This window comes from Streptomyces aculeolatus, from assembly GCF_020400605.1.
Lineage (GTDB): Bacteria > Actinomycetota > Actinomycetes > Streptomycetales > Streptomycetaceae > Streptomyces > Streptomyces aculeolatus.
Genome location: NZ_JAINRD010000020.1, coordinates 86,719 through 99,236, shown reverse-complemented (window position 1 = coordinate 99,236; position 12,518 = coordinate 86,719). Strand labels below are relative to the sequence as shown.

The 12,518-nt window shown below is 67.6% G+C and carries 11 protein-coding genes; 5 read left to right on the top strand and 6 right to left on the bottom strand.

The annotated features are described in order from the left end of the window. Positions 1–31: 31 nt before the first annotated feature. The 5 genes from LG396_RS28005 (at position 32) to LG396_RS27990 (ending at position 4,587) form a co-directional block, all read left to right on the top strand. On the top strand, positions 32–439 hold the full coding sequence (locus LG396_RS28005; protein WP_225796895.1) for a recombinase family protein: 408 nt from the start codon (positions 32–34) through the stop codon (positions 437–439). 332 nt (positions 440–771) lie between these two features. After that, entirely contained in the window at positions 772–1,095 is a 324-nt protein-coding gene (locus LG396_RS39825; protein WP_308190137.1) for a hypothetical protein, read from the top strand. Then, entirely contained in the window at positions 1,092–1,760 is a 669-nt protein-coding gene (locus LG396_RS39820; protein WP_308190136.1) for a methyltransferase domain-containing protein, read from the top strand. The genes LG396_RS39825 and LG396_RS39820 overlap by 4 nt, the downstream gene beginning before the upstream one ends. A gap of 466 nt (positions 1,761–2,226) precedes the next feature. After that, positions 2,227–3,897, top strand: coding sequence for a DUF262 domain-containing protein (locus LG396_RS27995; RefSeq protein ID WP_225796894.1), 1,671 nt, complete (start codon positions 2,227–2,229; stop codon positions 3,895–3,897). Between the two features lie 18 nt (positions 3,898–3,915). After that, entirely contained in the window at positions 3,916–4,587 is a 672-nt protein-coding gene (locus LG396_RS27990) for a JAB domain-containing protein (RefSeq protein ID WP_225796893.1), read from the top strand. A 25-nt stretch (positions 4,588–4,612) separates the two neighbouring features. Here the strand turns inward: LG396_RS27990 and LG396_RS27985 are convergent, their stop codons facing one another. The 6 genes from LG396_RS27985 to LG396_RS27960 form a co-directional block, all read right to left on the bottom strand. Then, positions 4,613–5,746 (bottom strand): restriction endonuclease subunit S, encoded by a 1,134-nt coding sequence (locus LG396_RS27985; protein ID WP_225796892.1) that lies wholly within the window; start codon positions 5,744–5,746, stop codon positions 4,613–4,615. Beyond that, complete coding sequence (locus tag LG396_RS27980) at positions 5,743–7,248, bottom strand: class I SAM-dependent DNA methyltransferase (protein WP_225796891.1); 1,506 nt, start codon at positions 7,246–7,248, stop codon at positions 5,743–5,745. Before LG396_RS27980 ends, LG396_RS27985 begins: the two co-directional genes overlap by 4 nt. Before the next feature lies 1 nt (position 7,249). Next, positions 7,250–8,146, bottom strand: a complete 897-nt coding sequence (locus tag LG396_RS27975; protein WP_225796890.1) for a nucleotidyl transferase AbiEii/AbiGii toxin family protein — start codon at positions 8,144–8,146, stop codon at positions 7,250–7,252. After that, positions 8,143–8,742, bottom strand: coding sequence for a type IV toxin-antitoxin system AbiEi family antitoxin domain-containing protein (locus tag LG396_RS27970; protein WP_225796889.1), 600 nt, complete (start codon positions 8,740–8,742; stop codon positions 8,143–8,145). Before LG396_RS27970 ends, LG396_RS27975 begins: the two co-directional genes overlap by 4 nt. 85 nt (positions 8,743–8,827) lie before the next feature. Then, positions 8,828–11,275: an EcoAI/FtnUII family type I restriction enzme subunit R gene (hsdR, locus tag LG396_RS27965; protein WP_225796888.1), complete on the bottom strand. Its 2,448-nt coding sequence runs from the start codon at positions 11,273–11,275 to the stop codon at positions 8,828–8,830. A 225-nt stretch (positions 11,276–11,500) separates the two neighbouring features. Next, the gene (locus LG396_RS27960; RefSeq protein WP_225796887.1) at positions 11,501–12,466 is read right to left on the bottom strand and encodes a LysR family transcriptional regulator; all 966 of its coding nucleotides are present in this window, start codon (positions 12,464–12,466) and stop codon (positions 11,501–11,503) included. Positions 12,467–12,518: the final 52 nt, after the last annotated feature.

Genomic DNA, 12,518 nt, shown 5'->3' with positions numbered 1-12,518 from the left:
GTCCGACCACCGCCGTCACATGGAGCCGACCATGGGGACCCCGGGCCCGCTCACTCTCGCATTCGTCTACGACCGGCACGCCACGTTGGCGGCTGCCGCTCTGGACGAGCGCATAACGCGATGCCGCCGGTATGCCGTCGAGCGGGGTTGGGTGATCGCCGGGGAGTGGGTGGACCGCGGGGACCACGCGCTGATCAACTGGCCGCGGCCGCAGTGGGAGGCGATGACGTACGCCATACGGCAGTCCGCCGCCCCTGCCGTATGCCTGGTCGACTCCTGGGACCGGATCAGCCGGGACCGCGAGGCCAGCGCAGTCCTGCGGCTGGCGGTCCACCAGGCCGGCGGCTACTGCATGACCACCGGCGGCGAGAACGACCTCGAACCCGGCCACGGCCGGATCACCGTCACCGCACCGCTGCCGCGACGGACGCGGCCGTGACCACCGGCGAAGAGCCCAGCCCTCGGTAGACCGGCGATCGCGTGCAGAACCCGCGCCGTTCGGTGACCGGCCGGTGTGCGTGAGCCTCCGGCAGGCGCAGGGCTGCCCGCCCCGCAGCCGCACGCCCTGGCCGGGGCCCCGCACCGCCTGATCTCCCACCCCCGGATGCTCCCGTCCCCGGGGGTGGGCCCCACAGCAGCGACATCAAGGAGATACCCCATGCCCGACCCCGCATGACACGGCGGCAACCCCGCCCCCACCCAGCCCCCCGCGCCCCCGCCCCCGCCGAGCCCGGACAGCGAGACCCCACCCGGCAACGGAGGCCACCGCAAGTGACCCACGAGAACTCCGAGGTGCGGCCCGGCTGGGAGGAGTTGGGCCGGCTTCTCGTCGACTCCCGCGACCTGACCCCCGAATGGCGACCGGCATGGACCGCGGTCGACCGCGCGCGATTCCTGCCCGAGGTCATCTGGCCGTACGACCACGTCACCGGCACACCGCGCAACGCCGTCTCGCGTACCGCCGACCCCGCGACATGGCGCGAATACGCCGACGGAAACTGCGCGATCGTCACCCGTGGGACGACGGCGCGCACTCAGGCAAAGAACCCGGCGCCTTACCCACCAGCTCCTCCTCCCAGCCCTCGCTGGTCATGACCATGCTCCGTGACCTCGAAGTGGAGCCGGGGATGAAGGTGTTGGAAATCGGCACCGGTACGGGCTGGAACGCCGGGCTGCTCGCCCACCGCCTCGGCGCCCGCAACGTCGTCACCGTCGACATCGACGAGAACGTGGCGACCGCCGCCCGGACGAAGCTGTACGCACAACGGCTGCACCCCACCGTCGTCGCCTGCGACGGGCTCGGCGGCGACCCGCCCGGCGCACCGTACGACCGCCTCATCGCCACTTGCGCGCTACGCACCGTCCCCACCGCCTGGATCGAGCAGGTCCGCCCCGGCGGCATCATCCTCGCCCCGTGGGGCACCCCGTTCAGCAACCGGGACGCCCTCGTGCGGCTGGTCGTCGACGACGACGGCAAGAGTGCGAGCGGAGACTTCCTGCGCGAGGTGGAGTTCGTGAAGGCCCGCGCCCAGCGCGACCGGTGGCCCCGGCACGCGGAGTACGTGCCGGACCCCTGGCCCGCGACCGTACGCGAGTCGACCACGGGCCTCGGCCCCGACGACCTGACCGCCGGCGCCTTCGTACTCGGCCTCGTCGTACCGGAGGCAACGCACACCGTCACCCGCAACGACGACGGCAGCGCGACCGCCTGGGTCTACAGCCTGACCGAGGGCGACCGTTCCTGGGCCGCGGTGTCCTGAGGGCCGGGAGGCGGGCCGGGCAGGGTCAGCCAGGACGGCGGGCGGGAGCTGTGGACGGAGATCGAGACCGGCGTCGACTGGTGGACCGGCGAAGAGCGCCCGGCCGCCGACTGCTTCGGCCTGACCGTCGACGCAGCGGACGGCGAACACCACCCCTGGCTCGACGGACCCCACCACCCCGTACCCCGCATGGGCTGACGCGCGCACTCGCCTCCGACGCACGCCGTGGAATGAGGACATCCCGACCGGCATGGTGCGCCAGCGCCCGACAGCACGCAAGCGTGAGCTCTGCCGGGCACGAATATCCCGAACCTTCCGGACGATCCCGTCGGGAGCGCCACGTCTGTCAGTGCTGCTCCCTAGGATTCGCAGCGGACACTCTTCCAGGGATCACGGCAGACGGGGGGCACGCTGAGTGAGTGCAACAGGCCGCAGGCGCCAGTCCGCCAGCCGAGAACCGACGGTCATGCCGGTTTCCCGGCTCGCGGACCGTGTGCTGACCGGCGAGATCGTGCTGCCGAAATACCAGCGGGCGTTCGTCTGGGGACCGCACCAGATCCTCCATCTCCTGGATTCGGTGCTGCGCAACTATCCCATCGGCAGTCTTCTGCTGTGGGACACCGACGAACAACTCGCCAGCGAGGAGACCGTCGCGGGCTTGGAGGTGGACCCACCGCGTCCCGGTCGCCCGGTCAAGTACATCCTCGACGGCCAGCAGAGGCTCGCCAGCATCATCGGCGCACTGCACGGCGGCACCGGCTCGTGGGACATCGCCTACGACCTGGAAGTGGAGCGCTTCTTCCAGCCCACCCCGGAGAGCCCGACCGGACCGCACATCATCCCCATGCGGAAGGTGAGTTCGGCGGGGTCCCTCTTTGGGCAAGTGGCCGAGTTGTCCGCCGAGCTGCGGGACCGCGCGACCGAGCTGTACGAGCAGTTCGCCAATTACCTGGTGCCGGTGGTCACCTTGGACCACATGTCGGCGGAGGAATCGGCGGAGGTCTTCGTGCGGATCAACAGCACGGGCACGACGATGAACATCGTCGATGTGGCGCGGGCCGGCACATGGAGGCCCGACTTCGACCTCAAGGAGCAGATCGAATCACTGCTCCAGGTCCTCGACGCGAAGCACTACGGCCGTGTCGACACCAAGACCATGCTCCGCACGATCGCGGTTGCCGCCGGATTCGGGTTCTCCACCAAAGACATCAACCGTCTTAGAGAAGTCGACAAGGATCGGTTGCGGGAGGCAGTCGTCGGGGCAGCGAAGGCGGCCGAGCGGACAGTGGACTTCCTCAGCACCCAGATCCGTACGCCGAAGGCCGACGCTCTGCCCTACTACAACCAGTTCGCGGTCCTCGTCGAATTGTTCCGGCAGCTACCGAAGCCTTCATCCACGCAGTACGACGCGTTGCGCCGCTGGTTCTGGCTGACCGCGAGCGGCGAGTACTTCAAGGGTTGGAGCGAGGCCCAGATGGGTCCGGACCTGCAAGCGATCACCGCATTCGCCAAGGGGGAGGCCCAGGAGATCGAAACGGGGGCGGCGCTCCCGCGGAGCGCACTGTGGCGGCGGAGCGCTTTCTCCAAGCGGAACGCACCGAGCAAGCTCCTCGCGCTCCTCCTGTCGTACGAGCATCCGCTGGACCTGCTCACCGGGCAGCGGATCGACGTGGGCAAGGCGTTGTCGTGGCAGAACGACAAGGAGTTCCACCACTTCTTCCCCAGGGCGTTCCTGCGGTCGCGCGGAGTGAGCAGTGCCGGGGCGAACGTCTGCGGCAACCTGGTCATGCTGACCTCCCACAGCAACATCTGGGTCAGCGACCGGCCGCCCTCGCAGTATCTGCGGGACTTGGCCGACATCGAGGGCGAAGGTCCGCTGCGCGAGCGGTTGAGTACGTGCCTGGTAGAGGAGGACGCGTACCAGGCGGCGCTGAGGGACGACTACGACACGTTTCTGCGCGTGAGGTCGGAGACGTTGCACCGGCGGTTGATGCAGTTGATCGGTGGAGCGGCGGGAGCGGTGAGCCCTGCCGCGAGGGGTGAGGCGGAGCCGTTGCCCGAGGACGAAGGGCTGGAGGAGGAAGCGGACTCCGACGCCCGCCTGGACGAACCGATGGACCGCGATTCGGCGGACTGAGGGGTGGGGTGGGCAGAGATGCGGATGGCGGATGTGCCGGTCGCTGACCGGCCCCGGGAGCGGCTGCTGAACCGAGGAGCGGAAGCGCTCTCCGACCGCGAACTCCTCGCCCTGCTGCTCGGCTCGGGCACGGACGGTTGCGATGCGGTGGAGCTCGCGGGGCAGCTCATCGCTCGGCACGGAGGGCTGTACGAGCTCTCTCGTACGCCGGCACATGAGCTGGTTGCGGGGCTATCGGGGGTGGGGCCGGCGAAGGCGGCACGCATTGCGGCGGCCTTTCATCTGGGGCGCCGGGCAGCACCGGCTGATACCGCGAGCCGACAGTACGTCCGCGGATCCGCGGATCTGGCAAGGATCGCGGCGCCGCTGCTCACGGGCTTGAGGCACGAGCGGGTGGTGGTCGTCGTTTGCGACGCGGCGGGGGCGGTGCTGCGCAAGGCGGCGCTGACGGACGGCGCGGTTGACCGCTCTCTTCTGCCGGTACGCGATGTGCTGGCCTTGGTCCTGGCCACGGGAGGCACGGCCTTCGGCGTGGCCCACAACCACCCCACGGGCCGCGCGGAACCCAGCGAGCCCGACCGCCGCGCGACGGCCCGCCTGGCGGCGGGAGCGGAGGCCGTTGGACTCCGGTTCTTGGACCATGTGGTGGTAACGGACCGGGGGTGGCGGCGGGTGGAGGCTGGCGGCTGAGCTGAAAGGGCCGCTCCGGCGCCGACTACAACTGCCCTGAGAACGCAGCGTTGAGAAGGGCGGGGCGGAGCGCAGCTACTTGTGCAGTCTGTTCTGCTCCGGCGTCGGTTGCCTCCCGAACCATGGTGAGCTGCCGCGCGATACGCCGTTGCTCGGTGAGGCTGGGAAGCGGGACCTCTGTGGCCAGAAGGGTCGCAGGAGTAGTCCGCTTACGCCTGACCATGGAACCGCGTGGGGTAAGCGACGACCAAAGACCCGGCCACCCTAGCAAGTGTTCGATGTAGGAGGGATCCACATCTGTATCGTTGATGTCAAAGCTGGGATACTCAGGCGATACATAGGTCTCGTCAAACGCATCACCAACAACAGCAAGGGCCCCCTCCCAGGCATTTAGTTTACTCATGACCACTTGCCCCGCGTGCAGGCGTGCGAGTCGTACGTAGGCAGTATCACTGCCTAGGATGGTGGGGCGCTTGATCAATCCCCGTCCAAAGCTATAAATGCCAGTGATAGCGTATCGGGATTCGGGTTCCACATCGACCATATTGCGACTTTGCCGCAGCCCGACGGAAAGCGGAGCCCGGTCAACGATGGGTCGCAGCAGCGAGTCTGTGTACTGGCGGGCGAGCTGGCTGGAATGCGCACGCAGGTTGGCGAACTGCGCGATTTGCGACATGGCGGCATCGAGTTTGCTGGCAATGCGGCACTGCTCGTCCCGGCCTGGTACCCGGACGATCTGACGCTCAAAGTTCTTGATTCCAAGCGTCCTGTTACGCCCCGCCGAACCAGGAGAGGATTCGCGAATCACCTGCAGGCCAGGACCGCCATAGAAGTAGTGCAGAAGGTACCGGGGATTCGCTCTCGTCGTGTCAACCTCATAGGTCATGAATCGATGCGAACCGATTCTCCCGGATTCCTGCTCTGAGGCGAGGGCTACTGCCCCCTCCCAGGCGAAGACGCTGCTAAAGAGAAGATCCCCCGGCTTAACATGAAAGACTTTCTTACCCCCCAGTTCTTCACCAGTCACGGGAGGCTTATGGAAGACGCCATTGCCGAATGAGCGGAGGCCGATTTCGTGATAGATTTCCCCCTCGCGGACATCGACCTGCCTCCGGACCAGCCTCATGAGGTCGTCGACGCGGTACTCCGTGAGCTTCATGCAGTGCCACCCAGTTCCTCGCGCAGCTCCTCCAGCAGCCCCAGAATCTCGCTCTCTGTCTTGATGAGCTCGTTCACAAGCTCCTCCGGAGACCGGTGAGCTAGATCATCCCCACCGTGTGGGTTCGGGATGTCGAGGTTGAACCCGGCCTTCTCGATCTCGGTCGCCGGTACCTTCCACGCGTTTCCGCCCTCTTCGCGGCCCTCGCGACTCTTGCCACCCCACCACTCCACACACGGGTCGAACTCCTCGACCCGCATCGGCTTCGTCTTGGTATAGCCGCGACGGCCTTCCGGCAGCGAGACCTCGTAGAACCAGACCTCCTCTGTCGGCCTCCCCTTCTCGAAGAACAGCAGGTTCGACGGAATCTGGGTATATGGCGCGAACACCCCCTGCGGCAAGCGGACGATGGTGTGCAGGTTGCACTCCTTCATCAGCTTCTGCTTGATGCGAGCGCCAAGGCTGTTCTCGCCGGTGGCGAAAAGGCTGCCGTTCGGCAGGACGATCGCACAGCGCCCGCCCTTCTTCAGCTGGTCAAGGATGGCGTGCAGGAAGAGCCACGAAGTCTCCTGGGTCTGGTAGCCCTTCGGGAACTTCTCGACCACCGACCGCTCTTCCTCACCCCCGAACGGCGGGTTCGTCAGCACCACGTCCACGCGATCCGCCGCCGTCGCATCCCGCATCTGCAACAGGGCGTTCTCCCGGACCAACCGCGGCGCCCCGATGCCGTGGAGCAGCAGGTTCATGCTGGCCAGCAGGTACGGGAGGGACTTCTTCTCGATACCGCGGATGTCGCCGTGCAGTTGCCTGCGCTGGGTGTCGGTCTCCACCTGCTGCGCCAGGTCCTCGTATGCCTGGACCAGGAAGCCTCCGGTACCGCAGGCAGGGTCGAGGATCGACTCCCCGAGTTCGAGGAAGGACTGCTGCACCATGAAGCGGTTGACCGGGCGAGGGGTGTAGAACTCGCCGGAGTCGCCGGCCGCGTCTCGCATCTCCTTGAGGATCGACTCGTAGAGGAACGCCATCGTGTGGATGTCGTCCGAGGAGTCGAAGTGGATCTCTTCCACCAGGTTCACCAGGTCCCGGAGGAGGGTCCCGGACTGCATACGGTTGTTGACGTCCTTGAAGATGGTCGACAGAACGTTCCTCGGGTCCTCGGCGTCGCCGTCGGCACCCTTCAGTCCGGCGAGATGCGGGATGAGCTTGTCGTTGACGAACGTCTTCAGGTCGGCGCCGCTGAAGTCCGGATCCGTCGCCCAGTCCTCCCACCGGTACGGCTTCTCGATCGCCGGACGGTAGTCAGGGTCCAGCAGCGGCCCAACCCGCTCGACACGCTGGTCGAACGCCTTGAGGAACAGCAGCCAGGAGAGCTGGGGCAGGCGGTCGAGGTCGCCGTTCAGGCCGGCGTCCTTGCGCATGGTGTCGCGTGCCGACTTGATGACGGACGCGAGCCGCGCTCTCGACGTGGTGGCCGCAGCAGCCTTCTTCTTGGGGGACGCCATCTCACTCTTTCTGCTTCGGTTCGGCTTCGCCGTTGTCAGATGCCTCGCGCCAGAATCCGCGCGCCAGGTCGAGCGCGGCGTCGAGTCGAGGGGGAGCCTTCGTGAGGCCCTCGGCCAGTTCGGGGTAGATGCCGGCCCAGTTCGGCGGTGGTTCGGGGAGCGCCGCCGGCACCTCGTGTGTCGCCCGTACCGCGAACACATGCCGTACAGCGTCGACCACGGATGTGTCCGCGACCAGACCGCTCTCGATGAGCAGTACCAGGTCCACGAGATCCTTCACCCTCGTGTTGGGACGGTCACCGTAGTCACGGGTGAGGGCGTGCAACTTCTCGGCGAAGTGCTGGCGGCGGTCTACAGCCTCAATGTGTCGGGGCGGAGTTCCGGCGAAGCCCAGGGTGTTGGGCAGTGGCAGCCTTTCGGTCAGGGCGATCTCCTCTCCCCGTACGACGACATCGATGCGTACGGTCGCGAAGATCCTGCCTGCCAGCCGGGACTCGACGGAGAAGCGCCAGCCGCCCCGGCCTGCGGTATCCGCCTTCAGCTCGACGGGAGGGGATACCTGGAACAGGAAGCCATCCTTGTCCTCGTCCACTGCGAGTACGTCGATGAGAAGATCACGCACTGCCGGGCCATCAAGTCCCGGTTCGCCGTCCGGGCGGGCAGCAAGGTCCATGTCCTTGGTGGTGCGCGCTCTGCCACGCAGACGGAACTCCATCACCGCCCCGCCCTTGAGAACCCAGCCCCCCGCCGGATCAGCGGAGAGGCGGGCTGCGACTCGGTCGAAGACGACGAGACGGCGCCGCCTGGCCAGGTCTGTACCGGTGTCGGCTGCCTGCTGCTTGAGCCGGACCTCAAGGGCCCGCCTGAGCGCGGTGGCGTCACGATAGCGACCGGTCACTGCGCCTCCTGGAGCGCCCGCTCGACGCCGAGTTCCGCTCGCGGCCCGAGCCGCTGGGCCGCGTGCAGGAGACTTCGCCGGGTGGACAGCCCTCCCGCTAGCGCCTCGGCGACGGCGGAGTCCACCACGTCCTGGTCCATCTGCGCAGCCGCACACTCGATGATCGCTCGTACCGGTGTCGTCACGCGGTAGCCGTCGCGCTCCTCGATCTCGTCCTGGGCGAGTTCAGCCCGATGGAGGATCACGGCATCGTCCTTCTGTCGAAAACCGGGAGGGACCGTGAGGTGGATCTGTGAGGGGTTGGCCGTCCCCAGGTCGTGGACCGACAGGGCGGTGATGTGCGAGACGACCGCGCGGCTCTTGCTCCACAGGAACCAGCGGACCAGATGGTCGTCCTCACCTCCAGGCAGGGCGTCGAACTCGCGGAAGCGGTAGATACCTCGGTCGACAGCCGTCCAGTTGCCGCGCTGGGCGTGGTACCGCTGTGCCTGGTACGAGTACCCGACTTCAAGCGCCTGAGCAGCTGTGAAGTAACCCCGCTGCCCGCCGGCGATACGCCAGAGGGCAGCCCTGGTGTCCGTACGGTCCCTGAGCACCACTCCAGGCTACCAGAAGCGAATACCTAACAGTCGTTTTTAGTTTACCGAAACTCGTCAACATCAAACTAAAGTTTGATTTTACTTACGCGGCTTCCAGAAGACGCTTGCTCAGCTCATCAATGGCCTCGTGAAGAGGCTGCGCGCCACCGAAGTGATTCGCCAGTTCGACCACCGAACCCATCTCGGTGAAGGGGCGCACCCCGAGAGTCTCCGGCTTGAGCTGGGGCGAGCCATGCTCGGCGAACTTCAGCAGCATCTCCTCCAGCACCTGCCGGGCCTGCGGCTGGAAGGACTCCAAGAAGTCCCGGTGCTCGTGCAAGAACCTGTATAGCCGTTCCTCCCGGCTGACCAGCGGCAGTCCCCAGGCAACGTTCAGTAACAGGTCGACCGGATCGACATCCGGGCTGCCGAACTCCGCGGGCAGCTCCTCTGCCTCGACATCGGCGGCCTGCAGCATGGTCATGAGCTCTCGCCGGCTCCTGGCAGCGGCCCACCGGGAGCGCAGCTTGTCCGGTGCCAGGTCGAGTTCGAGGACGCGGTCGTGTACCCACTGCTGGACGGTCACCAGCTTCATCGTCCGGCCGTCCGTGTCGAGTTGGTAGCGCCGCTCGCCCCACTTGTAAACGTGGACTCCGTTGACCACGTAGCGCCTGCCGCGGGACCGGATACGGTCCACCTCGTCAGGGTCGTCCACCCTGTCCTCGGCCTGATGCGCGTCGAAGCTGCCGCCGTCCTCCTGGTCATACTCGGCCTCGGGCTCTGCCACCGCCTCCGGGTCGATCTCGTCGCCCTCCGGAGTTTCCGGGGCGCTCCCGACCACGTGCCCCTGCTCGTCGGCGGTGTCGCGTACGACGCGGAGCGGAGGACCGTCGAAGCCGGGGTCGTTGAAGAGCCGGGTGGCCTCGACGAAGTCGATGATGTCGAAGGATCCCTTGCCGATCTCCGGGCACAGACGGGTGCCCCGGCCGATGGTCTGCTTGAACTCGGGCATCGAGCCGATACGCCGGAACAGCACGATGTTGCGCACGGCGGGCAGGTCGATGCCGGTGTTGAGCAGCTTCGACGTCACGGCGATCACCGGCTCGTCGGAGTCGTCCTTACGGAAGTCATCGAGCAGAGCGCGACCGTGAGGGCCGTCGGCGTCGGTGATCCGCACGACATAGTCGTGGTGCGCCTGCACCTCCGCCGAAGCCGCGTTGAAGAGAGCCGTGCGCATGCGCGCGGCGTGATCGTTGTTCTCGCAGAACACGATGGTCTTGCCGTGCTTGCCGTCCTCCGCAGTGGAGCGCAGGTAGTCGATGACGTACTGCGCCGCCGCCTCCGTACGTTCCAGGATGACCATGACCCGCTCGAAGTCCTTCGGGCCGTAGACGCCCTCCGGGATCTCGTTGCCATACGTGTCCCGCTGCCCGGGTTCGGTCTGGTAGCCCTCCATGTCCACGTTGAGCCGGACCCGGCGCACCCGGTACGGGGCCAGGAAGCCGTCCTCGATGCCGTCGGCCAGCGAGTAGGTGTAGACGGGCTCGCCGAAGTAGTCGAAGGTGTCGGCCTCCTTCTTACTGATCGGGGTTGCGGTCAGCCCGAGCTGTGTCGCGGGTGAGAAGTGCTCCAGCACGCGACGCCACTGCGAGTTGTCCCGTGCGCTGCCCCGATGGCACTCGTCCACGATGACAAGGTCGAAGTAGTCGGGATCGTACTGACGGAAAAGTTCCTCCTCATCGCCCTTCTCCAGTGCCTGGTAAAGGGCGAAGTAGATCTTCCGGCCCCGCACGGGGTCGCCGCTGATCTTGTGGACGTCGTCCTGGCCGAAGACGGGGAGGAAGTACTTGTCCTTGGGGTCGTCGACAAGCATCGAACGATCCGACAGATACAGAACCCTGGGCTTGCGGCCAGAGATCCACTGAGACCTGTAGAGCTTGGCGACCGCCTGAAGAGCCACCATGGTCTTCCCCGTACCGGTGGCCAGCACGAGAAGGATCCGCTTCTGCCCTGCGGCGATGGCCGCAAGGGTGCGGGCTACCGCGACGCGCTGGTAGTAGCGGGGCCGCTTGGCGGTGTTGTCCGAGTTCCGCAGCGTGTGGTCGTAGGGGGCGGCCAGGAGTTCGCGCCCCACGCTGGAGTCCGCCTGCTGGTCAGCCAGGTACCGGGTCCACAGCTCCGCGGGAGTGGGAAAGCGCTCGATCTCCCGGATTGCGGGAGCAGTACCGCTGTAGTCGATCTCCACGATCTGCCGGCCGTTGGTGGCGTAGGCGAAGGACAGCCCGAGCTTCGCGGCGTACCGACGAGCCTGCTCCACACCGTCGTCGACATCGACGCGGTAGCGCTTGGCCTCGACGACAGCGATGGGAACGTCCGGCGCGTACTCCAGCACGTAGTCGGCAACCAGGGGGTCTCCGTAGACGTGCCGCTTCGGCGTGGCTGTGAGCCGCCCGTCGTTGATGCGGAACTGCGGGCGAACCTGATCGTCGGCCCACCCGGAATCCGCGAGGGCAGGTATGACCAGTGCCCGGCACGTCTCGTCTTCTGTCATCCCGTGCGCATCCGTCACCACACGGACAGTAGTGCCGCTCATCACGGCTGTCCTCACCATCGAGGAGATCCAGCCTCTCTGACGTACACCGGAAGGTGTGCTCCCCGACGACACACTCAGACCGTCGAGCACGCCCGTCAGCCCTGGCCCAGCTCGACCGGCCGCGATGCCGTCGCGGGGTGCCCTGTCGGCCTGGCGTCGGAGCAACGAACGCGGGCCCGGTGGTCAGGGGTAGAGGGCGCGGTCTGCCTCCGGGAGCCAGGCGCCGGCGGGGTGGTGCAGCCAGTCGTGCTCCCGGGCCAGCTTCCTTGCCGCCGTGCGCAGGGCGTCCAGGCCCGGGTGGGTCAGGCCGCGGCGCCACGTCAGGCTGACCGGGGAGAGCGGGACCGGGTCCGTCAGGGGGCGCAGGGTCATGGCGGGGATGTCGGCGAACTCCGTGGTGGCCAGCACCGACCAGCCGTGCTTGTGCACCAGCCGGACGAACTCCGCCTCGCCGTCGATCTCCGGGAACGGTGCCGCCAGGCGGATGCCGTGCTCGCCGAGGAGTTCGCGGGCCAGGTCCGTCCACTCCGCCGTCGCCGCGTTGCCGTCGGCCGCGTACAGCGTCTCCCCCGCCAGCGCCGCCAGCGGCACCGCGGGCCGGGCCGCCAGGCGGTGCGCCGACGGCAGCAGCACCGCCATCGGCTCCAGCCGCACCAGTTCGTGCCCCAGGCCCGCCCGCACCGGCGGGGGCAGCCCCGCGACCCGGCCGAACGACACGTCCAGCCGCCCCGCGGCGATCTCCGCCGCCGCGCCCGTCAGCCCGGTGTGGAAGCGCGCGACCAGTTCCAGGTCCGGCGCCGCCGCGCGGGCGGCGTCCAGGACCCGCTGGCCCGTGCTGTAGCGCGCGCCGACGTCGACGAGCAGCGGCCGGGAGCGGGGGTCCGCGGCGCCCGCGAGGTCGTCGTACGCGGCGAGCACCCTGCGGGCGTACGGCAGCAGCCGCTCGCCCTCCGCGGTCAGCCGCACCTGGCGGGTGGTGCGGGCGAACAGCTCCGCGCCCAGTTCGCGTTCGAGCCTGCGGATGTCGCGGCTCAGCGCCTGCTGCGCCACGTACAGGCGGCCCGCGGCGCGGGTGAAGTGCAGTTCGTCCGCCACGGCCGCGAAGGCGCGCAGCAGCCGCGGCTCGGCATCCCGGGGTGCGGTCGGCATCCGGCCATTTCACAACGTACGCGCGTGAATGGCCAGCGATCAGGTGTTGGAC

Bases quoted from the DNA above. Each gene is read 5' to 3' on its own strand.
- LG396_RS28005 (WP_225796895.1), top strand. From the start codon at position 32: ATGGGGACCCCGGGCCCGCTCACTCTCGCATTCGTCTACGACCGGCAC.
- LG396_RS39820 (WP_308190136.1), top strand. From the start codon at position 1,092: ATGACCATGCTCCGTGACCTCGAAGTGGAGCCGGGGATGAAGGTGTTG.
- LG396_RS27995 (WP_225796894.1), top strand. From the start codon at position 2,227: ATGCCGGTTTCCCGGCTCGCGGACCGTGTGCTGACCGGCGAGATCGTG.
- LG396_RS27990 (WP_225796893.1), top strand. From the start codon at position 3,916: ATGCGGATGGCGGATGTGCCGGTCGCTGACCGGCCCCGGGAGCGGCTG.
- LG396_RS27985 (WP_225796892.1), bottom strand. From the start codon at position 5,746: ATGAAGCTCACGGAGTACCGCGTCGACGACCTCATGAGGCTGGTCCGG.
- LG396_RS27980 (WP_225796891.1), bottom strand. From the start codon at position 7,248: ATGGCGTCCCCCAAGAAGAAGGCTGCTGCGGCCACCACGTCGAGAGCG.
- hsdR (WP_225796888.1), bottom strand. From the start codon at position 11,275: ATGACAGAAGACGAGACGTGCCGGGCACTGGTCATACCTGCCCTCGCG.
- LG396_RS27960 (WP_225796887.1), bottom strand. From the start codon at position 12,466: ATGCCGACCGCACCCCGGGATGCCGAGCCGCGGCTGCTGCGCGCCTTC.